At 64.4% G+C, this 26,855-nt stretch carries 27 protein-coding genes and 1 pseudogene; 12 read left to right on the top strand and 16 right to left on the bottom strand.

Features of this window, described 5'->3' with window-relative positions; genetic code table 11:
- Positions 1-40 precede the first annotated feature (40 nt).
- The 6 genes from radA to AC5ZG1_RS13555 form a co-directional block, all read right to left on the bottom strand.
- On the bottom strand, positions 41-1,498 hold the full coding sequence (gene radA / locus AC5ZG1_RS13580) for a DNA repair protein RadA (protein WP_464349488.1): 1,458 nt from the start codon (positions 1,496-1,498) through the stop codon (positions 41-43).
- 123 nt (positions 1,499-1,621) lie between these two features.
- On the bottom strand, positions 1,622-2,347 hold the full coding sequence (locus AC5ZG1_RS13575; RefSeq protein WP_456641701.1) for a sulfite exporter TauE/SafE family protein: 726 nt from the start codon (positions 2,345-2,347) through the stop codon (positions 1,622-1,624).
- Between the two features lie 820 nt (positions 2,348-3,167).
- Positions 3,168-3,938 carry an exodeoxyribonuclease III gene (locus AC5ZG1_RS13570; protein WP_496133150.1) on the bottom strand — a complete coding sequence of 257 codons (771 nt, stop codon included), beginning with the start codon at positions 3,936-3,938 and terminating at the stop codon, positions 3,168-3,170.
- A gap of 33 nt (positions 3,939-3,971) precedes the next feature.
- A complete protein-coding gene (alr, locus tag AC5ZG1_RS13565; RefSeq protein ID WP_496133149.1) occupies positions 3,972-5,204 on the bottom strand; it encodes an alanine racemase in 1,233 nt (410 codons plus the stop codon).
- Positions 5,205-5,246: 42 nt separating this feature from the next.
- Positions 5,247-6,749, bottom strand: coding sequence for a replicative DNA helicase (locus AC5ZG1_RS13560; RefSeq protein WP_028165050.1), 1,503 nt, complete (start codon positions 6,747-6,749; stop codon positions 5,247-5,249).
- A 271-nt stretch (positions 6,750-7,020) separates the two neighbouring features.
- Positions 7,021-7,143, bottom strand: coding sequence for a hypothetical protein (locus AC5ZG1_RS13555; RefSeq protein WP_283807015.1), 123 nt, complete (start codon positions 7,141-7,143; stop codon positions 7,021-7,023).
- A 174-nt stretch (positions 7,144-7,317) separates the two neighbouring features.
- Between AC5ZG1_RS13555 and AC5ZG1_RS13550 the strand changes: the two genes are divergently transcribed.
- On the top strand, positions 7,318-7,467 hold the full coding sequence (locus tag AC5ZG1_RS13550; RefSeq protein ID WP_456641698.1) for a hypothetical protein: 150 nt from the start codon (positions 7,318-7,320) through the stop codon (positions 7,465-7,467).
- A gap of 2 nt (positions 7,468-7,469) precedes the next feature.
- Here AC5ZG1_RS13550 and AC5ZG1_RS13545 read toward each other — a convergent pair whose 3' ends face one another.
- The gene (locus AC5ZG1_RS13545) at positions 7,470-8,720 is read right to left on the bottom strand and encodes a cyclopropane fatty acid synthase (protein ID WP_028165051.1); all 1,251 of its coding nucleotides are present in this window, start codon (positions 8,718-8,720) and stop codon (positions 7,470-7,472) included.
- 255 nt (positions 8,721-8,975) lie between these two features.
- On the opposite strand from AC5ZG1_RS13545, the gene AC5ZG1_RS13540 reads away from it, so the two are divergent.
- Positions 8,976-9,803: a hypothetical protein gene (locus AC5ZG1_RS13540; RefSeq protein ID WP_456641697.1), complete on the top strand. Its 828-nt coding sequence runs from the start codon at positions 8,976-8,978 to the stop codon at positions 9,801-9,803.
- 10 nt (positions 9,804-9,813) lie between these two features.
- A pseudogene (locus AC5ZG1_RS13535) lies at positions 9,814-10,136 on the top strand (PaaI family thioesterase); the annotation flags it as partial.
- Positions 10,137-10,174: 38 nt separating this feature from the next.
- On the opposite strand, the gene rplI reads toward AC5ZG1_RS13535, so the two are convergent.
- From rplI to rpsF, 4 genes are all read right to left on the bottom strand, one after another.
- On the bottom strand, positions 10,175-10,777 hold the full coding sequence (rplI, locus tag AC5ZG1_RS13530; protein ID WP_496133148.1) for a 50S ribosomal protein L9: 603 nt from the start codon (positions 10,775-10,777) through the stop codon (positions 10,175-10,177).
- 42 nt (positions 10,778-10,819) lie between these two features.
- Complete coding sequence (locus tag AC5ZG1_RS13525) at positions 10,820-11,791, bottom strand: DUF2232 domain-containing protein (protein ID WP_496133147.1); 972 nt, start codon at positions 11,789-11,791, stop codon at positions 10,820-10,822.
- 127 nt (positions 11,792-11,918) lie between these two features.
- On the bottom strand, positions 11,919-12,158 hold the full coding sequence (gene rpsR, locus AC5ZG1_RS13520) for a 30S ribosomal protein S18 (protein WP_027583809.1): 240 nt from the start codon (positions 12,156-12,158) through the stop codon (positions 11,919-11,921).
- A 5-nt stretch (positions 12,159-12,163) separates the two neighbouring features.
- The gene (rpsF, locus tag AC5ZG1_RS13515) at positions 12,164-12,634 is read right to left on the bottom strand and encodes a 30S ribosomal protein S6 (RefSeq protein WP_028165054.1); all 471 of its coding nucleotides are present in this window, start codon (positions 12,632-12,634) and stop codon (positions 12,164-12,166) included.
- Positions 12,635-12,968: 334 nt separating this feature from the next.
- Between rpsF and AC5ZG1_RS13510 the strand changes: the two genes are divergently transcribed.
- The 9 genes from AC5ZG1_RS13510 to gmk all read left to right on the top strand — a co-directional run bounded on the left by AC5ZG1_RS13510 (position 12,969) and on the right by gmk (position 21,719).
- A complete protein-coding gene (locus AC5ZG1_RS13510; protein ID WP_496133146.1) occupies positions 12,969-13,685 on the top strand; it encodes a TetR/AcrR family transcriptional regulator C-terminal domain-containing protein in 717 nt (238 codons plus the stop codon).
- Complete coding sequence (locus tag AC5ZG1_RS13505) at positions 13,682-14,707, top strand: fatty acid desaturase family protein (RefSeq protein ID WP_496133145.1); 1,026 nt, start codon at positions 13,682-13,684, stop codon at positions 14,705-14,707. The genes AC5ZG1_RS13510 and AC5ZG1_RS13505 overlap by 4 nt, the downstream gene beginning before the upstream one ends.
- A 141-nt stretch (positions 14,708-14,848) precedes the next feature.
- The gene (gene fabD, locus AC5ZG1_RS13500; protein ID WP_496133144.1) at positions 14,849-15,802 is read left to right on the top strand and encodes an ACP S-malonyltransferase; all 954 of its coding nucleotides are present in this window, start codon (positions 14,849-14,851) and stop codon (positions 15,800-15,802) included.
- A 98-nt stretch (positions 15,803-15,900) separates the two neighbouring features.
- Positions 15,901-16,638 (top strand): 3-oxoacyl-[acyl-carrier-protein] reductase, encoded by a 738-nt coding sequence (gene fabG / locus AC5ZG1_RS13495; protein ID WP_028165058.1) that lies wholly within the window; start codon positions 15,901-15,903, stop codon positions 16,636-16,638.
- A 293-nt stretch (positions 16,639-16,931) separates the two neighbouring features.
- Positions 16,932-17,171, top strand: coding sequence for an acyl carrier protein (locus AC5ZG1_RS13490; RefSeq protein WP_002716125.1), 240 nt, complete (start codon positions 16,932-16,934; stop codon positions 17,169-17,171).
- Positions 17,172-17,267: 96 nt separating this feature from the next.
- Entirely contained in the window at positions 17,268-18,533 is a 1,266-nt protein-coding gene (gene fabF, locus AC5ZG1_RS13485; protein WP_496133143.1) for a beta-ketoacyl-ACP synthase II, read from the top strand.
- Between the two features lie 270 nt (positions 18,534-18,803).
- On the top strand, positions 18,804-20,063 hold the full coding sequence (gene mltG, locus AC5ZG1_RS13480) for an endolytic transglycosylase MltG (protein ID WP_130231542.1): 1,260 nt from the start codon (positions 18,804-18,806) through the stop codon (positions 20,061-20,063).
- A 97-nt stretch (positions 20,064-20,160) separates the two neighbouring features.
- A complete protein-coding gene (locus AC5ZG1_RS13475; protein ID WP_130229789.1) occupies positions 20,161-21,048 on the top strand; it encodes a YicC/YloC family endoribonuclease in 888 nt (295 codons plus the stop codon).
- A gap of 5 nt (positions 21,049-21,053) precedes the next feature.
- Complete coding sequence (gene gmk, locus AC5ZG1_RS13470) at positions 21,054-21,719, top strand: guanylate kinase (RefSeq protein WP_208826945.1); 666 nt, start codon at positions 21,054-21,056, stop codon at positions 21,717-21,719.
- Positions 21,720-21,729: 10 nt separating this feature from the next.
- Here the strand turns inward: gmk and AC5ZG1_RS13465 are convergent, their stop codons facing one another.
- The 5 genes from AC5ZG1_RS13465 to AC5ZG1_RS13445 form a co-directional block, all read right to left on the bottom strand.
- Complete coding sequence (locus tag AC5ZG1_RS13465; protein WP_496133142.1) at positions 21,730-22,656, bottom strand: hypothetical protein; 927 nt, start codon at positions 22,654-22,656, stop codon at positions 21,730-21,732.
- A gap of 307 nt (positions 22,657-22,963) precedes the next feature.
- Positions 22,964-24,022: an alcohol dehydrogenase gene (locus AC5ZG1_RS13460; RefSeq protein WP_456645254.1), complete on the bottom strand. Its 1,059-nt coding sequence runs from the start codon at positions 24,020-24,022 to the stop codon at positions 22,964-22,966.
- Between the two features lie 12 nt (positions 24,023-24,034).
- Positions 24,035-24,901, bottom strand: coding sequence for a 16S rRNA (adenine(1518)-N(6)/adenine(1519)-N(6))-dimethyltransferase RsmA (rsmA, locus tag AC5ZG1_RS13455; protein ID WP_496133141.1), 867 nt, complete (start codon positions 24,899-24,901; stop codon positions 24,035-24,037).
- A complete protein-coding gene (gene pdxA, locus AC5ZG1_RS13450) occupies positions 24,898-25,902 on the bottom strand; it encodes a 4-hydroxythreonine-4-phosphate dehydrogenase PdxA (protein WP_496133168.1) in 1,005 nt (334 codons plus the stop codon). The genes rsmA and pdxA overlap by 4 nt, the downstream gene beginning before the upstream one ends.
- Positions 25,903-25,904: 2 nt before the next feature.
- The gene (locus tag AC5ZG1_RS13445) at positions 25,905-26,837 is read right to left on the bottom strand and encodes a SurA N-terminal domain-containing protein (protein WP_028165905.1); all 933 of its coding nucleotides are present in this window, start codon (positions 26,835-26,837) and stop codon (positions 25,905-25,907) included.
- Positions 26,838-26,855 lie beyond the last annotated feature (18 nt).

Raw genomic sequence — 26,855 nt, 5'->3', positions numbered from 1 at the left:
CGGGATGTATAGCGGCGAGGGCCGTCAAGGTCACCCCGCTTTAGCCCTTCTCACGACGGAATCGGGCCGGTGTGGCATTTTTCTCAACGGGTTCAGCGTCCCGCTGAGCCTGGTGGTTGCCCCTCGGCGTGCCGCGGGCGGCGATCTCGGCGACCAGCGTGGTCAATCCGCCGACCGAGTTCAGGGTAAGGCCGGCATCGCCGCCGTCGCCGCGGGCCGATTCGGGCAGCACGGCCCGGCCAAACCCGAGTTTTGCTGCTTCCTTCAGCCTGGCTGAGGTCTGCGCCACCGGCCGGACCGCGCCGGACAGCGAAATCTCGCCGAAATAAACTGCATCCGTCGGCAGGGGAGCGTTGACGAGAGAGGATACCAGCGCTGCGGCGGCGGCAAGATCGGCGGCCGGTTCCTGGATGCGCAGGCCGCCTGCGACGTTCAGGTAGACGTCATGGCCGGAGAGTTTCACGCCGCAATGGGCCTCCAGCACTGCCAGTACCATCGACAGCCGGCTCGGGTCCCAGCCGACCACTGCGCGCCGCGGCGTGCCGAGCGTGGTCGGCGCCACCAACGCCTGCAGTTCCACCAGCACCGGGCGGGTGCCCTCGATCCCGGCAAACACGGCGGTGCCGGGGCTGCCGAGATCGCGCTCGGAAAGGAACAATTCGGAGGGGTTCGAGACCTCACGGAGGCCGAGCCCGGTCATCTCGAACACCCCGATCTCGTCGGTCGGGCCGAAGCGGTTCTTGACCGCGCGGAGGATGCGGAACTGCTGCGAGCCTTCGCCCTCGAACGACAGCACCGCGTCGACCATGTGCTCGACCACGCGGGGGCCCGCGATCTGGCCATCCTTGGTGACGTGCCCGACCAGGATGATGGCGGCGCCGGTCTTCTTGGCGAAACGAATCAGCGCCTGCGCCGAGGCGCGGACCTGGGTCACCGTGCCGGGGGCGGATTCGACGGTGTCGGTCCACATGGTCTGGATCGAATCGATCACGATCAGGCGCGGCACGGTGCCTTCTGACAGCGTCGAGACGATATCCTCCACGGACGTCTCGGAGGCGAGCTGCACCGGCGCATTCGCAAGCCCGAGCCGCTCGGCGCGCAGCCGCACCTGCGCCACCGCCTCTTCGCCCGAGATGTAGACCGCGCGGTGCCCGGCGCGCGCCATCATGCTGGTCGCCTGTGTCAGCAGCGTCGACTTGCCGATGCCGGGATCACCGCCGACCAGCAGCACCGACCCGCGCACGAAGCCGCCGCCGGTGACGCGGTCGAGCTCAGTCATGCCGGAGGAGAGGCGAGGAGCGTCGTTGCTCTTGCCGGAAAGCGACTCCAGCGCAAACGTCCGCCCCTTGCGCTTGGAGCGGATCGACACCGGCACATTGCCGGTCGAGTCCTCCTCCGCCAGCGTATTCCACTCGCCGCAGGCGTCGCACTTCCCCTGCCAGCGATTATACGCCGCGCCGCAATTCTGGCAGACAAAGGAGAGGGTGGATTTGGCCATCTGAATGCTTGAGTCGCTGCTTCGCGTACCGTGCATAGCACGGTTACGCCTGACGGCACGAACCCTCAATCATTGGCCGCTTTGGCGCGATATTGCTTGCGGCGGCTTTGGCAGGCGGCAATTCTAGTGAGTTGCCGCCGACCACAACAGCGACGCGCCGGCCACAAGCATGATGCCGTCCATCACGAGGCGGAAGACGTCAGGTTCAAGCCGCAGCACGAAGCGCTTTGCAATGAAGGCGCCGGCCATCAGCGATGAGCCGGCGATCAAGCCTTTGAGGGCGACGTCAGGCGTCAGCGCACCGAAATGTCTGAACGTCACTGACTTGCTCACATAGAGACCGAGCGAGCTTGCGGCCTCTGTGGCAAGGAAGGCGCCCTTGGTGAGGCCATAGAACAGGAACAGCGGCACGCTCAAAGGTCCGGTGGAGACGACGATGCCCGTGAGATAGCCGATGATGGCGCCGCCTACAGCGAGATGCCACAACTGCGCTTTCAGTTGATGCCGCGCCAGCCAGTGCCGTAGTGGTGCCATCGCGATCAGGAACAGGCCGATCGCGATATCGACGGCGCGAGAGGGCAGCGCCAAGAGCGTACGCGCGCCGAGCGCCGCGGCCGGAATGCCGGTGATGGAGTAGGCGGCACAAGCGCGCCAATCGACCTCGCGCCACCAGGCCAGGATGCGCGAAAGATTCGCCATCACCGCGGCGACCGCCATGATCGGCACCGCCTGCTTCGGCCCGAACTGATAGATCAGCACCGGCATCAGCATGATCGACGATCCCGTGCCGACGATGCCCGAAAGGGTTCCGGCAATCAGGCCGACGATGAGGACGAAGAGGTAGCCCACGAGATGGTGTCCGCGACTTGTTAGGGGGAGACAGAGTAGCGCCTTTCGGGAGGTTGCGTCCTAAAGACTCCGACGTCATTCCGGGGCGCGCCCCTTCGCGCGAACCCGGAATCCATCAAGCTGCGGGCGCAGGTGGAGCAATGGATTCCGGGCTCGCCGCTTCGCGACGCCCGGGAATGACGGCGGAGAAAAATTCGCCAGCAATTCCAATGTGATTTGCCCTGTCCACTCCTCACGCGAAAAATAAACCGCTTAACCCGTCGGGCAAATCAGTGATTTAACTCCGCGCGTCTCACCCAAATGAGGGGCGGGTCGCGATCGTCACGAACGTTGCGGTGAGATGCGGTGGACGAGGATGTCACGACTGACGAGCGTGGCATTCACGGACGGCGAAGTCGTGTGGTCCTGGCGCCCCGACGCTGGCGCTAAGCTCGCGAGCAGCAAGAGCTGCCGCGGACGACGGTGGCAAGAAAGCCCGGTCACCGAGGAGAGCACGAAGGAAACCGTAACACCATCGCGCAGGGAAAGCCGGAATGCTTCGGTTGAACCTGTGGTCCTACCCCCGTGCTTTTTGCTGCACGGGACCCACGGGTGCAACCAGCACCCGGCTTTCCCTGCGCCCTCTGATATTGAGGAGGGTGAAAAGTAAAGCAAAGCTCGGACGCAAGGCGCCGCGAGAATGCGAACTCGTATCCCTCAGACTAGTCATGCCCGCGAAGGCGGCCATCGTAGGATGGGTCGAGCGGAGCGAAACCCATCATTCGTGCGGCTTGCTCCATCGCGATGGGTTTCGCTGCGCTCTACCCATCCTACGGCACGATCACCGCAGCACGATCCACGCCGGAGCGTGGTCGCTCGCGCCTTGGTCGCCTCTGACGTCGCGGTCGACGCCGGCCTTCGTCAGGCGCGGCACGAGCACAGGACTGAGCAACAGATGATCGAGTCTCAGCCCCGCATCACGCGGCCAGCGATTGCGCTTGTAGTCCCAGAAGGTGAACATCGGATTTGCCGGATGCAGCGTGCGGATCGCGTCGCACCAGCCCTGATCGACCAGCGCCTTGAACGCGGCGCGGCTCTTCGGCTGGATCAATGCATCCTTGTCCCAGGAGCGCGTCGGATAGATGTCGAGCTCGGTCGGCGCGACGTTGTAGTCGCCGGCGAGCACGACCGGGACATCCTCTTTGAGAAGCTTCGCGGCATGCGCGCGCAATCGCCTGAACCAGGCAAGCTTGTAGTCGAATTTCGGCCCGGGCTGCGGGTTGCCGTTCGGCAGATAGAGGCTGGTGACGATGATGCCCTTGACCGCGGCCTCGATATAGCGCGCCTCATGATCGGTGCGATCGCCGGGCAGGGCGGTGCGGATCAACACCGGCTCGGCTTTTCGCGCGAGGATCGCAACGCCGTTCCAGGTCTTCTGCCCGTGCCACACCGCGCCATAGCCGGCCTTTTCGATTGCGGCAGTCGGAAACTCGCTATCGGTCGCCTTCAATTCCTGCAGGCTGACGACATCGGGTTTTGCCGCGCGCAGCCAGTGCAAGAGGTTCGGCAGGCGGCGGTTGATGTTATTGATGTTGAAGGTCGCGATCTTCATGCGTCGAGACGACCGCGATCCATCCCGACCCGATCAGGTCGGCGCGTTGCCGGAGTCGGCGAGCGGGGGCGGCGGCTCCTCCGCGGGATTGCCGCCCTTGTAGATGCGCGCATAACGCGGTCCGAGGCTGGTCAGCACCTCATAGCCGATGGTGCCGAAATGATGCGCTGTTTCGTCGACCGTGATGCCTTCGCCGATCAGCGTGACCATGTGGCCGCGCCGCACGGCATTCTTGTCGAGTTCGGTGATGTCGACGGCGATCAGGTCCATCGAGATGCGGCCGGCGATCGGACAGCGCTTGCCGGCGACCACAACGTCGGCGCCGCGGGTGCCGTCGTTCGAGCTCGCGGCGCGGAAATAGCCGTCGGCATAGCCGACCGAGATGACCGCCAGTCGCGTCGGCCGCCGCGCGGTCCAGGTGCCGCCATAGCCGACGGTCTCGCCGCGATCGATGTGGCGGATCTGCACGATGCGGGCCTTGAGATCGACCACCGGCCGCATCGGGTTGTCGGCCTCGGGCGTCGGGTTGACGCCGTAGAGCGCCGCTCCCGGCCGCACCAGATCGAACTGGAATTGGGGGCTGAGGAAAATGCCGGAGGAATTCGCAAGCGACGCCGGCACGCCGGTGAACAGGCTCGCGATCTCGCGGAAGGCCGCAAGCTGCCTCGCATTGATCGGGTTGTTGAGCTGCTCGGCGGCGACGAGGTGGCTCATCACCAGCGTGATGCCGTGATCGCCGGCATTGATGCGCGGGATGATGCCCTGCGCCTCGTTGATTGTGAACCCGAGCCGGTTCATGCCGGTGTCGATGTGAATAGCGGCGCCGCCCGACCAGCCGGAGCGACGGCAGAACACGTCCCATTCGGCGAGTTCGTTGAGATCGCCAATCACGGGCTGGCAGTCGAACTTGGCGTAGCTGTCGCCGGTGTTCTGGAAGAAGCCGCCGAGCGCATAGATGGTGGCGGACGGCACCGCCTCGCGCACGGCGCGCGCCTCTTCGATATTGGCGACGAAGAACGTCTTGCAGCCGGCGCCAGCCAATGCCCGCGAAACCTGCGCAGCGCCGCAGCCATAGCCGTCAGCCTTCACGACGGCGCCGCATTCGGCTGGAACCGCTGCTTTCTCGAGCCTGCGCCAGTTGGCGATGATGGCGTCGAGATCGACGGTCAGGACGCCGGTGGCGGTCGGAGGCACCGCGAGCTGGCTTGCGTCGGACGCAAGTTGCGCGCCCTGCGGGATCGATTTCGGATCGGAAGCGACGTTCATGGCGCCGTTTTACGCGGGCGGCAGCAATGGTTCAACCGCGCATCAATAAGAAGGCCGGTCCGGCACATGACCGTCATGGGCGAGGTCGCCGAACCGCGTCACGCTGGCTTCGAAGTGCAGCTCGACCGTGCCGGTCGGGCCGTGGCGCTGCTTGCCGATGATGACTTCGGCCTTGCCATGCGCGAGGCCCATGTCGGTCTGCCACTTCTCGTGTTCCGGTGTGCCTGGGCGAGGCTCTTTCATGGCGAGGTAATATTCCTCGCGGTAGACGAACATCACCACGTCGGCGTCCTGCTCGATCGAACCGGATTCACGCAAGTCGGCGAGTTGCGGACGCTTGTCGTCGCGGTTCTCCACCTGGCGCGACAGCTGCGACAGCGCGATGATGGGAACATTCAATTCCTTGGCCAGCGCCTTCAGGTTGGTCGTGATCTCCGTGATTTCCTGGACGCGGTTGTCGTTGCCGCGCTTGCCCGATCCCGACAGCAGCTGGATGTAGTCGATGACGATGAGGTCGAGGCCCTTCTGCCGCTTCAGCCGCCGCGCCCGGGCGGTGAGCTGAGAGATCGACAGGCCGCCGGTTTCGTCGACATAGAAGGGCAGGGACTGCAGCTCGATCGAGCATTCGCGGATCTTCTCGAAATCCATCTCGGTGATACCGCCGCGGCGGATGTGGCTCGATGGGATTCCGGTGCGCTCGGCGAGAATACGGGTGGCGAGCTGCTCGCCCGACATTTCGCAGGAGAAGAAGCCGACCGCGCCGCCGTGGATTGCCTTGATGCTGCCGTCGGCCTGCACCTCGCCCTCATAGGCCCTGGCGATGTTGTAGGCGATGTTGGTCGCGAGCGAGGTCTTGCCCATGCCGGGGCGGCCGGCGAGGATGATGAGGTCCGACGGCTGCAGGCCGCCCATCCTGGTGTCGAGGTCGCGCAGGCCGGTGGAGATGCCGGACAGCTTGCCGTCGCGCTGGAACGCTTTCGCGGCCATGTCGACCGCAATCGTCAGCGCCTGGGCGAAGCGTTGGAAACCGCCGTCATAGCGGCCGGTCTCGGCGAGCTCGTAGAGCTGGCGCTCGGCGTCCTCGATCTGGGCGCGTGGGGCGAAATCGACCGGCGCGTCGAATGCGACGTTGACCATGTCTTCGCCGATCCGGATCAGGTCGCGCCGCAGCGACAGGTCGTAGACGGTCCGGCCATAGTCCTGGGCGTTGATGATCGTGGTCGCCTCCGCGGCGAGGCGGGCGAGGTATTGGGCAACCGTCATGCCGCCGATGTCCGTATCCGCCGGCAGGAAGGTCTTCAGCGTCACCGGGGTAGCGACCTTGCCCATCCGGATCAGGCTACCGGCGGTCTCATAGATCGTCTGATGGAGCGGCTCGAAGAAGTGCTTCGGCTCGAGGAAATCCGAGACGCGGTAGAAGGCGTCGTTGTTGACCAGGATAGCGCCCAACAGCCCCTGTTCCGCTTCGATATTGTGCGGTGCGCTGCGATAGGCCGGTGCTCCCGGCTCGGGCGCGAGCTTCAGGACCTTCGAATCAGTTGCCATGGACGGAATTATTCTTCGAATTTCGCCGTTATTGGGATTCCCCGAGCAGGGGCGGCGATAAAGCGCCACCGCTGTCCGAAGCGGAAGTGCCCATGCGCCTTATTCACGATTCACACAAGCGAAGTGTGAATCACGTAGCAGCGGTGCACGATGCTTGACGGATTTCGGGAGCGGGGCGGCGAGTCGTGGGGAATGTTTTTGGGCAGGCTGAACCTAATTCCGCCTGGACGAACCAACATCCAAGGGAACGGCGCGTGACCGGCCTGCTATCTCAGGTGAGGATGAGATAGGCGAACGCAACCAAAGCGGCGACGATGCCCGCAGCGATCAGGGCGTAGTCGGTTTTCAGGTCGCGCGGCGGATCGAACAAGGATCTGTACGTCTCGTGGGACATGGCGGTGGTCTAGCCCAAACCGTCCGTCCACCTTTGTGAACCAGTTCACATGGGAATGATTTTTGTTGCGGCAGGGTAGGCGGGAACGGACCGAAGGGTTTCGGGTTAGTTAAAGCGATGAGCCAGCGATTTCATATCCGGCAATCGGAACAGGGCGACCGGCGGTGGCTGTCGATGCTGATCGACGCCATGGAGCAGGTATCGCGCCCGGAAATCCGCAATGTTCCCTGCGACAAGCAGGTGCTCGCCGCCGTCGAAGCGCAGCTCGCGCGCCCGGCCGTGGCCTATCCCTGTTACGGCTCGTCCTTCAGCTTCCGCAACTGAGCCTATTCGCCCGCCAATTGCAGCCGCGGCCGCGCACGCTGCTCGATGCCGCGGAGCTTGGCCTCTTCCTGGCCGATATAGTCGCGGGTGATCGGCACGACCCCCTGCCGCTTGGTGAGCTGGAGCTGGAAGTTCATCATGTTCTGCTTGCGGAACGACATTTCCGAAGCCGCCAGATAGAACTCCCACATCCGCGCAAAGCGCTCATCGTAGAGGCGGACGGCCTCTTCGCGCCGCGCCATGAAGCGCTCACGCCATGCCTTCAAGGTCTCGGCATAGTGCAGGCGGAGGATCTCCATGTCGCAGACCAGAAGCCCGGCCTTCTCGATCGCGGGCATCACTTCGGAAAGTGCCGGGATGTAGCCGCCGGGGAAGATGTATTTCTCGATCCAGGGGCTGGTGACGTCAGGCCCCGTGGAACGGCCGATCGAGTGCAGCACCATCACGCCGTCGTCGGTCAGCAACTCGGCGCAGCGGCGGAAAAAGGTCTCGTAGAAGTCGACGCCGACATGTTCGAACATGCCAACCGAGATGATGCGGTCGAAGGGGCCGGGGATGTCGCGATAGTCCTCGAGCAGGAAGCGCGCCGATTGCGAGAGGTTCTTCTCCGACGCCCGGGTGTTCGAAACCTGGAGCTGCTCGGTGGAGAGCGTGACGCCGGTGACGTCGGCACCAGTCATCTCGGCGAGGTAGAGGCCAAGCCCACCCCAGCCGGAACCGATATCGAGCACGCGCTGGCCCGGCCGCACCAGGAGCTTGGCGGCGAGATGGCGCTTCTTGGCGAGCTGGGCGTCGTCCAGCGTCGCATCCGGCGTCTCGAAATAGGCGCAGCTATATTGCTTGTCGGCGTCGAGGAAGAGGGAATAAAGCCGGCCATCGAGGTCATAGTGGTGAGCGACATTGCGCCTCGACCGTCCCCGCGGATTGAATTGCCAGATGTGCCTGCCGAGATAGCGCAGGAGCCATTGCGGCTTGGCCCAGCGCGGTAGCATGTCCGGCTGATCCATCAGGATCGCAAGCGCATCCACGATCGAGCCATTCTCGACGACGAACGTGCCGTCCATGTAGGACTCACCGAGACTGAGCTCGGGATCGAGCAACACCCACCGCTCCGCGGCTTCCGTCCGGAACCGCACCGAGACCGGCTGTCCGGCGCCGTCGCCGCAGGTGAACTTCGCCCCGCTTGCGGTCGTGACCGAAAGCGCGCCGTGGCGAACGAACTGCCCCAAGAAATAACGCAACAAACGGTCCATGGAAGCACCACAGAGTGACCGGCCGTTACCCTGACGCGCAGTGGAACAGATGGTTCCAATGTGAGTCAACATCACTGTAGGAGTGATCGGGGGGAAGCGCTATTGCGTTGTAGTCAAAGCGGATATTCCCGAATGTGACAATTAGGTGGATGCGTCACAACTGCGCTTCCATTCGCCCGATATTCGGCTAAAAGGAGCCCGCCGCTACCGGATCGAGCAGGGCCGGAGGGGGTTTCCACGATCAGGAGAATGGGGATGTCGGGCCGAGCGCTCATTTTCGCGGCGGTGATTCTTGTTGTCGCCGGCCTTGCGGCGAACTCGGCGCATGCCCAGCCGACCAATCTGGAGGCCGGCAAGAGCCCCTCGCAGATCTTTGCCGGCACTTGCAGCGCCTGTCACAAGTCGGCGCGCGGCCTGCTCAAGAGCGTCAGCGCGTCGGCGCTCCCGGGGTTCCTGCGCCAGCACTACACCACGAGCAGCGACATGGCCTCGCTGCTGGCGTCCTATCTCGTTTCCAACGGCGCCAGCGATACGCGATATCAGGGCCGGCAGGAACAGACCAAGCACGGCAAGGATGCGAAGCAGCAGGAAGCCGCGCGCCCGGCCAGCCCTCCGGAACCGGAGCGGCCCAGCCGCAGGTTCTTGTTCCCGTGGAGTTCGTCGGAGCCCACACCCGACGCGCAGCAGGCCGCCAAGCCTGACGTTGACGGCCTCAATCCACAAGGCGAGGGCAGGCGGCATGGTCGCAACGCCAAGCGGCAGCAGCAGCCGAGCGAGGCGGCGCCTGACGCGGCCAGCCCGGAGCAGGGGGCCGAGCCCAAGCCGGCTGCCAAACAAAAGCTGGGCAAGCGCGGCAAGCCCAGCGAGGAGCCTGCCAGACAGGCCGAGCCAGCCGTGGAAGACAAGCCTGGTTCGGAAAGCAAGCCGGATACGGCCAAGGTCGAGTCGAAGGAGAACAGCGGCAGCGGGTCGGCACCGTTGCGGTCCGATCCTGTTCCAGCGGTAACGCCAGCGTCTCCGGCACCCGCTGCAGCTCCGAGCGCTCCGGAACCATCCGCAAGCCCGCCTGCAGCTTCGCAGTGACGGCGTTGGGCCGGAGCTGTTGCAGCAGCACGGCCTGTTCCACGGTGGCGTCACCGCGTTCCTGGTCGACAACGCAACGACGATCGCGGCCGCGACCACGCGTGGCCAGACGGGGGCTCACCGCCGAATACAAATTGAACCTGCTCTCGCCGGCATCCGGCAATCGCCTGATCTGCCGCGCGCGGGTGATCAAGCCGGGACGGCAGGTCGCCGTCGTCGCAGCCGACGTGTTCTGCGTGATTGACGGCAAAGAGAAACACACCGCGACCGCGCTCGCTTCCATTGCCAATGCTGGATGAGAAGGCGGCGGCCCGAATCGAAAGCCCGGCCTGATCGAGGCCGGGCTTTGATCTTGCGGTAGATGAGGAGGCTTATTTCTCCTCGGCAGCCGGCGCCGGCTCCACCGGCTCCTCCTGCTGCGCTTCCGGATCGAAGAACTCGCCGGCGGCGGCAAGCGCCTCGGCTGCGGCGTCCTGGTCTTCCTGGCGGCTCGAGATGTCCTCACCGCGCTTGATGCGCTCGGCTTCATCCGCGCTGCGCGCGACGATGACGGTGATGCTGGTCTCGACCTCGGGGTGGACGGCGATCGTCACCTTCTGCTGGCCGATCACCTTGATCGGCGAGTCCAGCCATACCTGCGGCCGGTTGACGATGATGCCGTCGGTCGCCAGCGCCGCGACGATGTCGCGCACCGAAACCGAGCCGAATAGCTGACCGCTTTCGGAAGCCTGGCGAATGATCACGATCTCGCGGCCGTCGATCTTCTCGGCCACCTTGCCGGCTTCGGACTTGGCCTTGATGTTGTTGGCCTCGAGTTCGGCCTTCATGCCTTCGTACTTGGCGCGGTTATCGGCGGTGGCGCGCAGCGCCTTGCCGCGCTTCAGGAGGAAGTTGCGCGCAAAGCCGTCGCGCACCTTCACGACTTCGCCCATCTGGCCGAGCTTGGCGACACGTTCCAAAAGAATGACTTCCATATTGCTTCTCCTTCAATCTTGGTTTGGGTTGATCGGTCGAGTTCAGGATGCAGGGAGCGGGGGCGGCCTGGTCCGCAGATAGCGCTGGCGCAATCCGAACAGCGCATCGGCTATTCCGAGCACCACCATCGCGATCACGGGCCAGGTGAAGATCACGACAACGACATAGGCGCAGCTCAGCCAGAACGGGCGGCTGTTGAGCGATTGCGTCACCGTGTGCAAGACGGCGAAACCGGTAAGCGCGTACGCCGCCATCAGGGCGGTGGTTATGACCTGTGCGAGGATAGCGAGCAGGCCGCTCGTGAAGCAGAAGGCGATGGCGACGCACGAAGCCACCAATGTCATCGCCGGCAGCGCAGTCGCCCGCAGGTCGGGCCACGGACGTCGCAGGCGGCCCGAGGTCGCCGTGATCAAGGTCGCCAGCCAGAGATTGATCGTCAGCGATATCATCGTGACGATGACTGCCGCGAGCGGTGCGACCGCCACCATCGCGTCGACGACGCGTTCCACGTCGGCGCTCGTCGTCACCATGCGCGAGTCCAGAACCCGCATCAGGCCGCGCTTCATGGCAGCCGCTATGGTGGCGGCGTCGGTCCCCAGCGTGAGCAGGGCCGCCATCGTGGTGAGCACGGCAAAGCCCGCGATCCAGAGCAGGATACGGCCGACCGGATACCATTCGAGATTGGCGGTCCCTGGCGCCGGCACGCCGCCCGGGCTCGGGTCCGCAATCGGGCGTCCCAACAGCGCGAGATACCCGAGCCACCAGGCCGGCAGCGCAACCATGATGACAAAGGTGATGCAATAGGGCAGGCCGAAGATCGCGCCGAGGCCCAGCGCGGCCGCAATCCCGCCAATACTTGCCGTAAGCGGACCCCAGCCGAGCCCCGCCATCATCAATGGCAGCGGCGCCAGCCAGAACAGCAACAGCGAGATCATCGCGCCCGAAATCATCGAGGCGAACATCAACGCCGACGCGCAGCCAGCAGCGATAGCAATGAACAACGTCGCGATCATCAGCTGTCCCGCTCCTTTCGAGCGGTTAGAGGTCCTGCCTGAGAACCCCAACCATCGGCGACCGGACGACCCGGAAGCCTTATGAGCAAATGGTCCGCAGCGCGCGAGGTGCTGCGGACCGGATTGATTAGCGAATCACGTAGGGCAAGAGGCCGAGGAAGCGCGCGCGCTTGATGGCGCGGGCGAGTTCACGCTGCTTCTTGGCGGAAACGGCCGTGATGCGGCTCGGCACGATCTTGCCGCGCTCGGAGACGTAACGCATCAGCAGCTTGGAATCCTTGTAGTCGATCTTCGGCGCATTCGGACCCGTGAACGGGCAGGACTTGCGGCGACGGAAAAACGGACGGCGGGCACCGGCTTCGGCCATGATTCTTACTCCTCGGTCGCAGCTTCTTCATCGCGCGGACGGCGCGGGCCACGGTCGCCGCGGAATCCACCGCCGTCGCGATCGCCACGGAAGCCGCCACCCTCGCGGTCGCCGCGGAAGCCGCCGCCGCGATCATCGCGCTCACGGTCACGGTCAGCCTTGCGCATCATCGCCGACGGGCCTTCCTCGAGTTCCTCGACGCGGACGGTGAGATAGCGGATGACGTCTTCGCTGATCCGCTCCTGACGCTCGATCTCGCTGATCGCGGAAGACGGCGCGTCGACGTTCATCAGCACGAAATGCGCCTTGCGATTCTTGTTCATGCGGTAGGTGAGGGAGCGCACGCCCCAATTCTCGGTCTTGGTGACCTTGCCGCCGGCCTGTTCGACGATGCCGGTCATCTGCGCTGTCAGTTCGTCAACCTGCTGGGTGCTCGCGTCCTGGCGCGCGAGAAAAACATGCTCGTAAAGAGGCATGGATGTCCTTTCTAAAGTTGGCGCGGTTCCCGGCGACAAGCCCTTCGAGACCTTCGGAAAGGACTCGATGTTGCTCAGAAGGCGGAAGCACGGGACGACGGGCCGACTGGCCCTGCCACATCAAAATCAACGAATGAAATTGCTGAGACCGTCCGTTCAGCTCCCGGCCGGGACCCACGGATGGCGGGCTTTATAAGGATTTTGCGGGCCTTGGCAAGATTGCCGGCCAAGTTTTTGCCCGTGGTAGCGGGCCTATCTGCACCGGATCCGTTCGTCCAGCTCGGTCTTGATTTATTTGTTTGTATATCATACAAATAAGTCGAGGAGGCATCTAATGGCAGCCAAAGCTGCGTCCGAATCGCCAGCCGGCGATCCCAAACATGCCGTTCGCGCCACACGTGCGGCCGGGCGCAAGATGCGTTCGCTGCTGCTCGACGCCGCAAGCCGCCTGTTTAGGGAACAAGGGCTGGCCGGCGCTTCGATCACCGATATCGCTGTGGCCGCGGACGCCTTTCCGAGCCAGATCACCTACTATTTCCGCACCAAGGAGGCGCTCTTCGTCGAGGCTGCCTGCCGCGACATGCTCTATGTCGCGCGTGCCGCGGAAGAGGCTGCGCTGCGGGCGGAGACGCCGCAGAACTACACGCGTGCACTGGTCGAGACGGTGACGGCAACCGATTCGGTTGCCTTCTTTGCGGAGGCGCTGACCCTGACACGGCGCCGCCAGGATCTCGCACCGCTGGTGGAGCGGACCATCGAGCGGCTGCACAGCGAAGGGCTGCGCGCCTATGCGGGGCAGATCGAACGGCACGGCTGGCGCACGCTGCGCGATCCGGCCGCGACCTCGCGGCGGTTCTGGGCGCTTGCGATCGGTGTCATCCTCGAAGGCTATGCGATGGGTCGCTCGGCGGAGGAGCTGTGCAGCGAAATGCTGCGCGTGCTCGGCGAGCAGGCCACCGCCACATCCAGCGGCGACAACCGGCGCCTGCGCCTGGTCGGCGATCCCAGCACATCCACTTCCACCTCACGCGACGAGGAGGCTTCGTCATGACCGCGCTTCGCATCCGCGCCCGCGACTTCCTGACCGAGGATCAATTGATCGCCGTGCGCCAGCGCTCGACCTTAAAGGGCGTCGCACTGATCGCACATGCCTGGGTGCTGATATCAGGCGCGATCGCCTTGGTGGCGTGGTGGCCGAATCCGCTGACATATCTCCTCGCTGTCGCGATCATCGGCTCGCGCCAGCTCGGGCTCGCGATCCTGATGCACGACGGCGCGCATGGATGCCTTTCCGCGGACGAGAAGACCAATCTGACATTGAGCCAATGGTTCTGCGCCTATCCGATCTTTGCGGAGACGCGGGCCTATCGCCGCTATCACCTGCAGCATCACGCGCGGACGCAGCAGGAGGATGATCCGGATCTCGTGCTGTCGGCGCCGTTTCCGATCACCAGGATGAGCTACCGGCGCAAGTTCATTCGCGACATCACCGGCCAGACCGGCTATCAGCAGCGCAAGGCGCAACTGCTCAATGCGCTCGGGCCGAAGCAGTGGCCATGGCGGCAGCGCGGCGCGCATTTCTGGGAGAAGCTCGGGCCGCAATTCATCGTCAACGGCCTTCTGTTCGCAGGGCTCGCGGCCGCCGGCGTGTGGTGGGCTTATCCACTGCTATGGCTGGTTCCGCTGCTCACCTGGATGATGGTGATCACGCGCATCCGCAACATCGCCGAGCACGCCGTCGTTCCTGACAGCCACGATCCCCTGCGCAACACCCGCACTACGCATGCCAGCTTCCTCGAGCGGCTGTTCATCGCCCCCTATTACGTGAATTATCACCTTGAGCATCACCTGCTGTTCTACGTCCCGTGCTACAACCTGCCGCTGGTTCACCGCATTCTCAGCGAAAGCCGGCACGCCGGCCAAATGGAGGTGCAGCCGGGCTATCTCGCGGTGCTGAGGCTGGCGACCGCGAAGCCGGACCAAGAGGATCGGCCGGGGCAATTGGCGAGCAACGCACGCCGGGCGAGGGCCGGCGGGGATGTCGGCGCGGACCAGAGGGCCGGCGGGTTCTAGGGGGAAGTCCCCATTTCAATGCCGCACCGCGGCTTGACATCCCGGCCCCGGACGGTGTCTTACGCGCCCGTCCAGAGCATGATCCGGAAGGAGCGGAAGCCGCCTTTCCCGGAGATCATGCCCAAACAGCTTGGGAGCGCCATGACGGCAGCATTCACTTTTCCGGGGCAGGGGTCGCAGGCCGTCGGCATGGGCAAGGCCCTCGCCGATGCCTTTCTGGTGGCCCGCGCGGTGTTCGACGAGGTTGACGCCGCGCTGGGAGAGAAGCTGACCGGGATCATCTGGGACGGTCCGGCCGAAACCCTGCAGCTCACCGAGAATGCCCAGCCGGCGCTGATGGCGGTCTCGATCGCGACGCTGCGCGTGCTGGAGACTGAGGCTGGCTTCTCGGTTGGTCGCGACGCGGCCTATGTCGCGGGCCATTCGCTCGGCGAGTACTCGGCACTGGCCGCCGCCGGCAGCCTCAGCGTCAGCGATACCGCGCGCCTGTTGCGCACCCGCGGCCTTGCGATGCAGAAGGCGGTGCCCGTCGGCGTCGGCGCCATGGCCGCGCTGCTCGGCCTCGACTATGAGGCGGCGATGGCGGTCGCCGAGGAAGCCGCCCAGGGCCAAGTGTGCCAGGCGGCCAATGATAATGGCGGCGGACAGGTCGTGGTTTCCGGCGACAAGGCAGCCGTCGATCGCGCGGTCGAGATCGCCAAAGGCAAGGGCGCCAAGCGGGCGATGCTGCTGCCGGTGTCGGCTCCGTTCCATTGCAAGTTGATGCAGCCGGCGGCCGACGCCATGGCCGAGGCGTTATCCGGCGTCACCATCAAGGCGCCGACCGCCCCGCTGGTCTCGAACGTGCTGGCGAGCGCCATCACCGATCCCGACGAGATCCGCCGCCGACTGATCGAACAGGTCACCGGCACGGTGCGCTGGCGCGAGTCGGTCGCCTATATGGCAGGCAAGGGCGTGACGCGCTTCTTCGAGATCGGCGCCGGCAAGGTCCTGACCGGACTGGTCAAGCGCATCGCCGATGGCGCGGTAGGAGTTTCCGTCGGCGGTCCCGGTGATATCGCGGCCGCCAAGGATGCATTGGCCGCTTCGGCCTGAAGCATGATCGGGAAAAGTGAGTGCCGGTTTTCCCCTCGCGACAAACGCGATGCGTTTACGCGGAGATCATGCTCTAAGAGAGCCGAGAGGAGATAGTAATGTTTGATTTGACGGGCAGGACCGCGCTGGTCACTGGCGCAACCGGTGGCATTGGCGGCGCGATCGCGCAGGCGCTGCACGCGCAGGGCGCAACCGTTGCGATCTCGGGCACGCGGCGCGAGGTGCTGGATGCGTTTGCAGCCAAGCTCGGCGAGCGTGTTCACGTCCTGCCGTGCAATCTCTCCAACACTGCCGAAGTCGAAGCATTGGTGCCCGCGGCGGAGACCGCCATGGGACAGGTCGACATCCTCGTCGCCAATGCCGGAATCACGCGCGACAATCTGTTCGTGCAGTTGCGCGACGAGGATTGGGACGAGGTGATCGCGATCAACCTGACGGCGACCTTCCGCCTTGCGCGCGCCGCCACCAAATTGATGATGCGCAAGCGCTTCGGCCGCATCATCGCCATTACCTCGATCGTCGGCGTCACCGGCAATCCCGGCCAGGCCAACTACACCGCGTCGAAGGCCGGTATCATCGGCCTGATCAAGACGCTGGGCGCCGAATATGCCAAGCGTGGCGTGACCGCCAATTGCATTGCGCCGGGCTTCATCAAGACGCCGATGACGGATGCGCTGAACGACAAGCAGCGCGAGGCCATCCTGGCAAAGGTTCCTGCGGCGCGACTCGGAACGTCCGAAGACATCGCCGCCGCAGCCGTCTACCTTGCTTCCAATGAGGCCGCCTACGTGACCGGACAGACGATTCACGTCAATGGCGGAATGGCCATGTTTTGAGCGGGTTACCGGAGCGTTTTTGCGTGGCGGAATGCCCTACCGGCGACCGGGCGGGGCTTATAGTCAAGACTAGGGAATTATGATAACCGAACCAGCCGCGGATGGGCAAAGAACGCCATTGCAGGATGTTGAAACCCTGTATATTGGCGTGGCGACGCCTGCCGTTCGCCGGGACTTAGTCGGCCACGACCGCCGAATCAAGACTATGCGCGACAGCTCAGGAAAACTACACGACCACGATGGCTCGTATCGTCTGGGGGTCGGGTCCAATGGAACAAGCACGAGGGTGAACGATGAGTGAGATTGGCGAGCGGGTAAAGAAGATTGTAGTCGAGCACCTTGGCGTTGAGCCGGAGAAGGTGGTCGACAGCGCAAGTTTCATCGATGACCTCGGCGCAGACAGTCTCGACACCGTCGAGCTCGTGATGGCATTCGAAGAAGAATTTGGTTGCGAGATTCCCGACGACGCCGCGGAGACGATCCTGACGGTCGGCGACGCGACCAAGTTTCTCGAGAAGAACGCGAAAAGCTGACGCCCTTCGCGGTGCCGACGAAGCCGGACGGACCGTTGTCAGGCGGTCCCCCGGTTTCTTGTTATTGACCGCGCATTTCAGGACGGAGTTCTTGACATGAGACGTGTTGTCGTCACGGGGCTGGGCATGGTTACACCACTCGGCTGTGGCGTCGACACCAGTTGGGCACGTATCCTTGAGGGCCGCAGTGGGGCGCGCAGGATCGAGACCTTCGATGTCTCTGATCTGCCGAGCCAGGTTGCCTGCGTGGTGCCGCGCGGCGATGGCAGCGAGGGCACCTTCAATCCCGATCAGTGGATGGAGCCGAAGGACCAGCGCAAGGTCGATGACTTCATCATCTTCGCGATGTGCGCGGCCAAGCAGGCGCTCGACGATGCCGGCTGGCATCCGGAGAGCGAAGAGGACAAGTGCGCGACCGGCACGTTGATCGGCTCCGGCATCGGCGGCCTCTCGGGCATCGCCGACACGGCGGTGCTGCTCAAGGAACGCGGTCCGCGCAAGGTGTCGCCGTTCTTCATTCCGGGCCGGCTGATCAATCTGGCGTCGGGATACGTCTCGATCGAGCACGGCCTGAAGGGGCCGAACCATGCGGTCGTGACCGCCTGCTCGACGGGCGCGCATGCGATCGGCGACGCTGCTCGGCTGATCGCGCTCGGGGATGCCGAGGTGATGGTGGCCGGCGGCGCCGAATCGCCGATTTGCCGCATCGGCATGGCCGGCTTCTGCGCGGCGCGCGCGCTGTCCACCAGTTTCAACGAGACGCCGATCAAGGCGTCGCGTCCTTACGACAAGGACCGCGACGGCTTCGTGATGGGCGAGGGCGCCGGCATCGTCGTGCTTGAGGAATATGAGCACGCGAAAAACCGCGGCGCGAGGATCTATGCGGAGGTCGTCGGCTACGGACTCTCGGGCGACGCCTATCACATCACCTCGCCGTCGCCGGACGGAGACGGCGGCTTCCGCAGCATGTCGGCGGCATTGAAGCGTGCCGGCATGACGCCGTCCGATATCGACTACATCAACGCCCACGGCACCTCGACGCTGGTTGGCGACGAGATCGAACTCGGCGCGGTCGAGCGGCTGCTCGGCAATGCGGCGTCGAAAGTCTCGATGTCGTCGACGAAGTCGTCGACCGGACATCTGCTCGGCGCCGCCGGCGCGATCGAGGCGATCTTCAGCATCCTGGCGATTCGCGACAACATCGCCCCGCCGACGATCAATCTCGACAATCCGTCAGTGGAGACGGCGATCGATCTCGTGCCGCACACGCCGCGCAAGCGCGAGATCAATGTGGCGTTGTCCAACTCGTTCGGCTTCGGAGGCACTAACGCTTCCGTGATCCTGCAGCGTGTTATCAACTAGATCATGATCCGATTGATCGAATCGGATCATGATCTGACCTCTTTGTTTGGGCATGATGTCAGCACAAACGCTGCGCGTTTATCGCGAGGGAAAACCGGTTTCCACTTTTCCGGATCATGTCCCAGCAGGCGGATTGGAGCCAGTTCACCGTTTTGCCGCAATCGCCGATGACTTCTAGGCGCGGGCGCATACTCGTATAGTATTGATCGTATTGGCAGGACTTTAGGTTTGTCAGGCCACGATTGAACCGGCAGGATTCAGGTCGAATCGATGAGTGAGAGGCCGCCCATTTCACCGCGAAGCCCGCGCGCCGCGCTGGAGCCTGAACAGGTCCCGCCGCCGCCGAAACGGTCGGACCGCGCCCGCAATCCGTTCGTCGTGGTCGGTAATGCCATCATCACCCTGCTGATCCTTCTGATGATTGGCGCGGGCATCGCCTATTACTACGGAAAGCAGACCCTGGAAGCGTCGGGACCGCTGCAGGAGGACAAGATCGTCAACATTCCGCAGCGGGCCGGCAAGCGCGATATCGCCGACATCCTGCAGCGTGAGGGTGTGATCGACGTCAATCCCTGGGTCTTCATCGGCAGCGTGTTTGCGATGAAGGCGAGTTCCGATCTCAAGCCCGGCGAATATTCGTTCCAGAAGAGCGCGAGCCTGCGCGACGTCATCGGCACCATCGTGGAAGGCAAGGTGGTGCAGCACGCCGTTACCATTCCCGAAGGCCTGACCTCCGAGCAGATCGTGGCACGGCTGTCGGACAACGACATCTTCACAGGTTCGGTGCGCGAGATACCGCGCGAGGGCACGCTGTTGCCGGAGACCTACAAATTCCCTCGCGGCACCACGCGCGAGCAGGTGATCCAGCGCATGCAGCAGACCCAGAAGCGCGTGCTGACGGAAATCTGGGAACGCCGCAATCCGGACATTCCGGTCAGAACGCCGGAGCAACTCGTGACGCTGGCGTCGATCGTCGAGAAGGAGACCGGCAGGGCCGATGAGCGCAGCCGCGTCTCGGCGGTGTTCGTCAATCGTCTGCGGCAGAAGATCAAGCTGCAGTCAGACCCGACCATCATCTACGGGCTGGTCGGCGGCAAGGGAACGCTGGGGCGGCCGATCAAGCGCAGCGAGATCACCCAGCCGTCGCCCTACAACACCTATGTCATCGACGGCCTGCCGCCGGGCCCGATCGCCAATCCCGGCCGCGCCTCGCTCGAAGCCGCAGCCAATCCGGCACGCACCCGCGATCTGTTCTTCGTTGCCGACGGCAGCGGCGGGCATGCGTTCACCGAGACCTACGATCAGCACCAAAAGAACGTGGCGAAGCTCCGTTCGATCGAAAAGCAGATCCAGAACGACACGGTTGAGCCTGCAGACGATCCGCCGCCGCCCGCCGCCAGCGCGCCGCCCGATACCAATCCGACTGCAACCACACCGCCCAAGCCGCCGGCCAACTCGAAGAAGCCGGCAAGGCCGGCACGGCAGGGCGCCGCGCAGTCGACGACGTCGCCGCCTGTGGTGGAGCGCTAGCCCGTCGCGGCGAACGTAATTCCACTTTCGGTTAAATCGGCTTAAGGTCGCACGCGTTCCAGCGAGTCTCACATCTCTTGTCAGAAAGTTTTATGCGATGGCCCTATCGAGCATGACCGGTTTTGCCCGAAGCCATGGCGCGAGCGGCCCCTATACCTTCGAGTGGGAACTGAAGTCGGTCAATGCCAAGGGCTTTGATTTGCGGCTGCGGCTGCCGCCAGGCTGGGACGAGCTTGAGGCCGTGGTGAAGAAGCGCGCGAGCGAAGTGCTGTCGCGCGGAACCGTCTATGCCAATCTCAATGTCAAGCGCGCCAACGCCGTGTCCGCCGTGCGCATCAACGAAGACGTCCTGGCCTCGATCGTGAAGGTTGCGGGCGAACTGGCGCAGAAGATCGACGCGGTGGCGCCGAGCATTGACGGATTGCTCGGCATCAAGGGCGTGATCGAGGTGGTCGAGCCTGAAAGCGACGAGGCCGAGGACAAGGCGGCGAGAGAGGCCGCCGCGCTGGCCTTCGAGCAGGCGCTGGCCCATCTCGTCGAGATGCGCCGCCGCGAGGGTACGGCGCTCGGGCAAGTGCTGATCCAGCGGATGGACGAGATCGAACAGCTCGCCAGGAAGGCGGAAGCGGCACCGGGCCGCAAGCCGGAGGCGATCCGCGCGCGACTTGCCGAACAGGTCGCGGCGCTGCTGGAGACCTCCGACCGTTTCGATGCGGATCGGCTGAACCAGGAGGCGATCCTGATCGCGACCAAGGCCGATATCCGCGAGGAACTCGACCGCATCGCGTCCCACGTCGCGCAGGCGCGTGAGATGATCGGCAAGGGCGGAGCGATCGGACGCCGGCTGGATTTCCTGGCACAGGAATTCAATCGCGAGGTCAATACCTGCTGCTCGAAATCGAACGATATCGAGCTCACCAATACCGGGCTCGAGATGAAGAACGTGGTCGAGCAGTTCCGCGAGCAGGTTCAGAATCTGGAGTGAGGATAATGGTGGCCCAAGGAGAGGCCCACGGCTTTGACGGGGTCGAGCGGCGCGGGCTGATGTTCGTGCTGTCGTCGCCGTCAGGCGCCGGCAAGACGACGCTGTCGCGGCTGTTGATCGAGCGGATGCCCGGCCTGAAAATGTCGGTGTCGGCGACGACGCGGCCGATGCGGCCGGGCGAGGTCGAGGGCCGCGACTATTTCTTTGTCGACAAGACGAAATTCGAGAAGATGGTCGCTCAGGGCGAGTTGCTCGAATGGGCGACCGTGTTCGACAACCGCTACGGCACGCCGCGCCGGCCGGTCGAAGCCGCGCTGTCGGCCGGACAGGACGTGCTGTTCGACATCGACTGGCAGGGCACCCAGCAACTGCGCGAGAAGGCGCGCGCCGACGTGGTCAGCGTCTTCATCCTGCCGCCGTCGGCGGCCGATCTCGAGAAGCGCCTGCACACCCGTGCGCAGGATTCCGCGGAAGTGATCCGCGGGCGGATGAATCGCGCCACCCACGAACTCAGCCATTGGGCCGAGTACGACTACATCGTCATCAACCAGAACGTCGATCACGCCTTCGCCGAAGTGCAGTCGATCCTGAAGGCGGAGCGGCTGAAGCGCGAGCGCCGCACCGGCCTGACCGAGTTCGTGCGCAACCTGCAGCGCCAGCTCGAGAAGTGATCCGCTCCGCTCAGGCGGTCGCGCTTTTCGCCAGACGCGCGAGCATTTCCTTGATCTCCCGCTGCGTATCTTCGAACGAAGGCTCAGGCCCGGGCCCCCGCTGCTCCGCTTCGATGCGAGGCGCTCGCGGCGATTCGACCGGACGTGGCGGGATCTCCTTGTGCTCGGCGGCCAGTTGAGGGGCGCGCTCGGCGTGATCGCGGTCCCAGGGCGCGCGCCACTCATTATCGACCTCGTAGGGTGGCGTGCCCGTGCGGTTGAGCCGGAAGATGAGGCCGCCGACCAGGCCGGCGAGCGCAAGTGTGCCTGCCATGATGAACAACAGCGTCGAGGTTGATTGCTTCTCAACGGTCGAATGCGTCGTTGCCGCGGGCGCCGGCGGCGGCGCGGATTGCGGCGCCGCCGCCGGCTCTTCCTGTGGGCTCGCGCCGCTATCGGCGGCGGCGACCTTGGTGCCACCGGATGCGGCCATGCTCGATTGGTCAAGCCAGCGTGCCGAAACCAGCGAGCCGGAGGCGGGTGCCCCGACGGAAGGCGGCGCGTTGTCGAGGGCGGAGGCGAGCTTCTGTTTGGCGTCCGCCTGGGGTGGGGTCAGCTCAGCGCGCGCATCTGCGACCGACGGGCTGATGCTGGCCGCCGGCTGTGACGGGTTGGCGGCTTCGGCCGGCGGCGGGGATTCCTGCTGTACAGGCGCGGCCTTCGCCGCCTTGCTGCTCCCTTCGCGGACATACCAGCACTTGCGCTTGGTGGAGCGCTCAAGGCGATAATACCAATGGCTTCCTGCAGGCGCAGCCCCCTGTGGAGCCGACAGGCAACTGTCGGCAGTCTTGGCGCTGTCGGCACTCTCGGTACTGTTTTCTGCTCCGGCGGTGAAGCTGGCACCCGCCAGCATCGTAGCAACAAGTGCTGAAATAAATTGGGCGGTACGCTTTGACATCTACATCCCCGATAACACCGGCTACCCCTTAACCCCTAACTCTCGGTAGGAAGTTGGGTCGCAATGCGCCGCAAATCCGGAGCGGGTGGGGCTTAATTTGGGCTTGCCGACCGCCCCAATTGCGGCAGATCGGGGCTTGGGGAAGCCACCCGGCAGCTATTGCTTGGAGGCAGTCGAGCGGCCGACGCAGCCACAGGAGTGCCGAAAACTTCCCGAGCCGGAATGGTTTGAAATACGGCCACTGCTGATCACGGTGATGCCGTTGGCTGCGCCGATCGGATCGACGCTGCCGTCCTCGCCCGGTGAACTAATTCTTCAGAACGATGCGTCCGACGACCTTGCCGGCGCGCAACTGGTCGATCCACTTCTGGACGTCGGCCATCGGTTCTTCCCGCATCGGCGTCGGCTTGATCTTGCCGGCACGCGCCAGCGCCATCAATTCCTGAGCCTCGGCCAGCGTCCCTACCATGAAGCCCTCGATGGTCATGCGCTTGTAGACCCATTGCACCATCGGCAGGCTGAAAGTGCCGCCCATCAGGCCGGAGACCACGATCTTGCCGCCGCGCGCCAGCGCGGAGACTGCGAACGCCATGGACTTCTCGTTGCCGGCGAAATCGACCACTTCGTCAAAGCCGCCTTCAGTCTCTTTCAGGATGCGCTTGACGATGTCCGGCTCGGCCGGGTCGTAGGCGACCGCTGCGCCGTTCTGTAGCGCCGTCTCGCGCGCGGCTGGGCTGAGATCGGCGACCGAGATCGGTTGCTTGAACATCGCCTGTGCGAAGGAAAGTCCCATCATGCCGACGCCGCCGAGGCCGATCAGCAGCAGGTTGCGCTGCCGTGGGCGATCCACCAATCGTTTCAGCGCGCCGTAGGCCGTGACGCCCGAGCACATCAGCGTCGCCGCCTGATTGACCGGCAGCGGATCGTAGTCGAGCAGGTACTTTGCATCGGGCACCAGGACATGGCTGGCGAAGCCGCCGTCGATGGACACGCCCAGGAAACGCTGCTTGACGCAGAGGTTCTCATCGCCGTTCAGGCAGTCGCGGCACTGGCCACAGCCGATCCACGGAAACACAGCCTTCTTCTTGCCGATCAGGTCAGTCGGAACATCGGGGCCGACTTCCGCGACGACACCTGCGATTTCGTGGCCGAGCGTGAAGGGCAGGGTCATGCCGCGCGTGGTGTCGAGCTTCTTGCCGCCGCCGAGATCAGCGTAACCATCCTGGATGTGCAGGTCGGAATGGCAGAGCCCGCAACGCTCGATGCGGACCAGGACTTCGCGTCCTTGCGGCTTCGGCGTCTCGGCGATGGTCTCGCACAACGGCGCATCAAATTTGACGAGGGACTGGCGTACCATTTGCGCCATGGCGTTCGCTCCTTAGGCAATGTTTGATGTTGTGTTTCGTATATTGGCCAATTCACGAGCCATGGCAACAAAGCCGGAGATGGGAATAGTTTCTGCGCGGCGGGTGGTATCGACATGTGCTGCGGCGGCGAGCCGAGCCGGATCGACCGAAAGTGACTTCAGGCTCTGGCGTAGCATCTTGCGGCGCTGGCCGAAGGCCGCGGCCGCCACCTGTTCCAGCGCGCGTCGGTCGCAAGGCTCGGGTGCGGCGCGTGGTATCAATCGCACCAGCGACGAGGTGACCTTCGGCTGCGGCACGAAGGCCGACGGCGAAATGTCGAACAGGATCTTTGTCTCGGTGCGCCAGTTGGCGAGCACGGCAAGCCGGCCATAGGCCTCGCCGTTCTCCTGCGCGACGATCCGCTCGGCGACCTCGCGCTGGAACATCAGCACCATCATGTCGTACCAGGGCGGCCAGGGTTCGATCGACAGCCAATCGACCAGAAGCTGGGTCGCGATGTTGTAGGGCAGGTTGGCAACGATCTTTGCCTTGCCGCCATCGAGCAGGGGGCGGGGATCGAAATGCTGCGCGTCGGCATGCACGATCTCCAGCCGTCCCGGGTATCGCTTCACGATGTACTCGAGCGCAGCCAGCGCCCGTTCGTCGCGCTCGATGGCAATCACGCGTTTTGCGCCGAGCGCGAGCAGCGCCCGGGTCAATCCGCCTGGGCCGGGACCGACCTCGATCACGGTTGAGTCCTCGAGCGGACCCGCGGCGCGCGCGATCCGCGCGGTGAGGTTGAGATCGAGCAGAAAATTCTGGCCCAGCGACTTGCGCGCCGACAAGGAGTGTTCGCGAATGATGTCGCGCAGCGGCGGCAGATCGTCGATCGCGCTCATTCAGGCTTCGTCGCGGCCATCCTTGCGGCCAGGCGCAGCGCCGCGATCAGGCTCGACGGATTGGCGCGGCCGGTGCCGGCGATGTCGAACGCCGTGCCGTGATCCGGCGACGTCCGGACGAACGGCAGGCCCAGCGTGACATTGACCGCGTCATCGAACGCGATGGTCTTGATCGGGATCAGCGCCTGATCGTGATACATGCAGATTGCGCAGTCATAGGTGGCGCGCGCCGCCTTGTGGAACAGCGTGTCCGCCGGCAGCGGTCCGCGGACGTCGACACCTTCGCTGCGCAGGATCTCGACAGCCGGCGCCACGATCTCGATATCTTCGGTGCCGAGCGTACCGTCTTCGCCGGCGTGCGGATTGAGACCCGAAATTGCCAGGCGCGGGCGGGCAAGCCCGAAGCGCGCCTTCATGTCGGCCACCACGATGCGGGCCGTCGAGACGATCAAGTCAGTCGTGAGCAATGCAAGCGCTTCGCGCAGCGAAAGGTGGATCGTCACGGGCACCACGGCGAGTTCGGGCGACCACAGCATCATTACGGGCTGCGGCGCGACCCCGTTCTTGGCCGCGAGTTCGGCCAGGAATTCGGTATGGCCGGGGTGACCGAAGCCGGCGCGATAGAGCACGTTCTTGGCGATCGGGTTGGTGACGACAGCGGCGGCCTTGCCGGCCATGACGTCAGCGACCGCGCGCCGGATCGAGGATAGCGCTGCATCCGCGCTGGTCGCATCCGGCGTGCCGGGCCGCGCCGTCGCCGGCTTGCCGGCCGGAACGACGGGCAAGGCTCTCGCGAACGTGCCGAGCGCCTCTTCGGGGGAAGCATCGGCAAGCTCGACCGCAAGGCCAAGACGGTGCACGCGCTCAGCGAGGAAATCGCGGTCGCCGAGCAGGTAAAACGGCGGAAGCTTCAGTTCATCACGCCGCAACCACGCGGCAAGCGCAATGTCGGGGCCGATACCTGCGGGTTCGCCGGATGTCAGCGCAAGGGGCTTCGACATCATCAGCGATATTCGATCATGGCCGCTTTGCGGACTTCCTGCAGATAGGATTTCGATTTCGCCTCATATTTCTGGGCGTACATCTTCTCGCGGATTTCCCTCTTCTTCGGCGAGTCGATCATCGTCGTCTTGCGGCCGCACAGCACGACCATCTCCACGCCCTGCTTGGTGATCTCCGGCGGGGTCAGATGGCCGATCGGCGTCTTGTCGAGCACCTCGCGAATGCTCGGCGGGATGTCGGCCGTGGTCTTGGTCACGGTGTCGCGGATCGCCGCGTTGGGTATGGTCTTGAAATAGGAATTGGCTTCGTCGCAACTCGTGATGCGCTCGCGCAGCCCCTCGGCTTCCTTCTTGCGCGCTTCGACCAATGCCGGCGTGGAGCCGCGCGGCACGATCAGCACGATCGGCTGCATCTTGTATTCGAAAGCTTCGATCTCGGTCTTTTCGCCGCCTTCCTGCGCGGCGGCCGCGACATCCTTCTCGCCGACCTGGAGGCTTTCCTTGTAGCGGCCACGCACGAGGCTGGTCCAAACCATGTCGGCCCTGATGCGGGACTTGAGCGTATCGGCGCGAATGCCCTGGCTCTCCAGCGACTTCGTCAGTTGCTCCGGCGAGATCCGCATCCGCGCGCTCATCGCGGAATAGGATTGCTCGATGTCGGAGGAGGAGGGGTCGACGCCGAATTTCTTGGCTTCCTTGATCTTCACCTTTTCGTCGATCAGTTCCTCGATCACTTCCTGCCGGTTCTGCTGCTTGTGGGTGGTCAGGAAGTTCAGCTTGGTGCGCTGCTCGATGTCGTAGTTGGTGATCGGCTCGCCGTTGACCATGACGGCCACGGTCTGCGCTTTCAGCGGCGAAGTGCCGCAGAGCATCAGCGCGAGCGCGATCGCGGGAGCCAGGGTCGAAAGGCGAAGGGGTAACGTCGTCATGGTCATCTCAGCGATGTGGTCATA

Source organism: Bradyrhizobium sp. Leo78 (assembly GCF_059512425.1).
This window is presented reverse-complemented; position numbering and strand designations above follow the sequence as displayed.

What these genes read in the sequence shown, in the direction of transcription:
- radA (WP_464349488.1), bottom strand. Translation starts at nt 1,498, where the DNA reads ATGGCCAAATCCACCCTCTCCTTTGTCTGCCAGAATTGCGGCGCGGCG.
- AC5ZG1_RS13570 (WP_496133150.1), bottom strand. Translation starts at nt 3,938, where the DNA reads ATGAAGATCGCGACCTTCAACATCAATAACATCAACCGCCGCCTGCCG.
- alr (WP_496133149.1), bottom strand. Translation starts at nt 5,204, where the DNA reads ATGAACGTCGCTTCCGATCCGAAATCGATCCCGCAGGGCGCGCAACTT.
- AC5ZG1_RS13560 (WP_028165050.1), bottom strand. Translation starts at nt 6,749, where the DNA reads ATGGCAACTGATTCGAAGGTCCTGAAGCTCGCGCCCGAGCCGGGAGCA.
- AC5ZG1_RS13555 (WP_283807015.1), bottom strand. Translation starts at nt 7,143, where the DNA reads ATGTCCCACGAGACGTACAGATCCTTGTTCGATCCGCCGCGCGACCTG.
- AC5ZG1_RS13550 (WP_456641698.1), top strand. Translation starts at nt 7,318, where the DNA reads ATGCTGATCGACGCCATGGAGCAGGTATCGCGCCCGGAAATCCGCAAT.
- AC5ZG1_RS13545 (WP_028165051.1), bottom strand. Translation starts at nt 8,720, where the DNA reads ATGGACCGTTTGTTGCGTTATTTCTTGGGGCAGTTCGTTCGCCACGGC.
- AC5ZG1_RS13540 (WP_456641697.1), top strand. Translation starts at nt 8,976, where the DNA reads ATGTCGGGCCGAGCGCTCATTTTCGCGGCGGTGATTCTTGTTGTCGCC.
- rplI (WP_496133148.1), bottom strand. Translation starts at nt 10,777, where the DNA reads ATGGAAGTCATTCTTTTGGAACGTGTCGCCAAGCTCGGCCAGATGGGC.
- AC5ZG1_RS13525 (WP_496133147.1), bottom strand. Translation starts at nt 11,791, where the DNA reads ATGATCGCGACGTTGTTCATTGCTATCGCTGCTGGCTGCGCGTCGGCG.
- rpsR (WP_027583809.1), bottom strand. Translation starts at nt 12,158, where the DNA reads ATGGCCGAAGCCGGTGCCCGCCGTCCGTTTTTCCGTCGCCGCAAGTCC.
- rpsF (WP_028165054.1), bottom strand. Translation starts at nt 12,634, where the DNA reads ATGCCTCTTTACGAGCATGTTTTTCTCGCGCGCCAGGACGCGAGCACC.
- AC5ZG1_RS13510 (WP_496133146.1), top strand. Translation starts at nt 12,969, where the DNA reads ATGGCAGCCAAAGCTGCGTCCGAATCGCCAGCCGGCGATCCCAAACAT.
- AC5ZG1_RS13505 (WP_496133145.1), top strand. Translation starts at nt 13,682, where the DNA reads ATGACCGCGCTTCGCATCCGCGCCCGCGACTTCCTGACCGAGGATCAA.
- fabD (WP_496133144.1), top strand. Translation starts at nt 14,849, where the DNA reads ATGACGGCAGCATTCACTTTTCCGGGGCAGGGGTCGCAGGCCGTCGGC.
- fabG (WP_028165058.1), top strand. Translation starts at nt 15,901, where the DNA reads ATGTTTGATTTGACGGGCAGGACCGCGCTGGTCACTGGCGCAACCGGT.
- AC5ZG1_RS13490 (WP_002716125.1), top strand. Translation starts at nt 16,932, where the DNA reads ATGAGTGAGATTGGCGAGCGGGTAAAGAAGATTGTAGTCGAGCACCTT.
- fabF (WP_496133143.1), top strand. Translation starts at nt 17,268, where the DNA reads ATGAGACGTGTTGTCGTCACGGGGCTGGGCATGGTTACACCACTCGGC.
- mltG (WP_130231542.1), top strand. Translation starts at nt 18,804, where the DNA reads ATGAGTGAGAGGCCGCCCATTTCACCGCGAAGCCCGCGCGCCGCGCTG.
- AC5ZG1_RS13475 (WP_130229789.1), top strand. Translation starts at nt 20,161, where the DNA reads ATGGCCCTATCGAGCATGACCGGTTTTGCCCGAAGCCATGGCGCGAGC.
- gmk (WP_208826945.1), top strand. Translation starts at nt 21,054, where the DNA reads ATGGTGGCCCAAGGAGAGGCCCACGGCTTTGACGGGGTCGAGCGGCGC.
- AC5ZG1_RS13465 (WP_496133142.1), bottom strand. Translation starts at nt 22,656, where the DNA reads ATGTCAAAGCGTACCGCCCAATTTATTTCAGCACTTGTTGCTACGATG.
- AC5ZG1_RS13460 (WP_456645254.1), bottom strand. Translation starts at nt 24,022, where the DNA reads ATGGCGCAAATGGTACGCCAGTCCCTCGTCAAATTTGATGCGCCGTTG.
- rsmA (WP_496133141.1), bottom strand. Translation starts at nt 24,901, where the DNA reads ATGAGCGCGATCGACGATCTGCCGCCGCTGCGCGACATCATTCGCGAA.
- pdxA (WP_496133168.1), bottom strand. Translation starts at nt 25,902, where the DNA reads ATGTCGAAGCCCCTTGCGCTGACATCCGGCGAACCCGCAGGTATCGGC.
- AC5ZG1_RS13445 (WP_028165905.1), bottom strand. Translation starts at nt 26,837, where the DNA reads ATGACCATGACGACGTTACCCCTTCGCCTTTCGACCCTGGCTCCCGCG.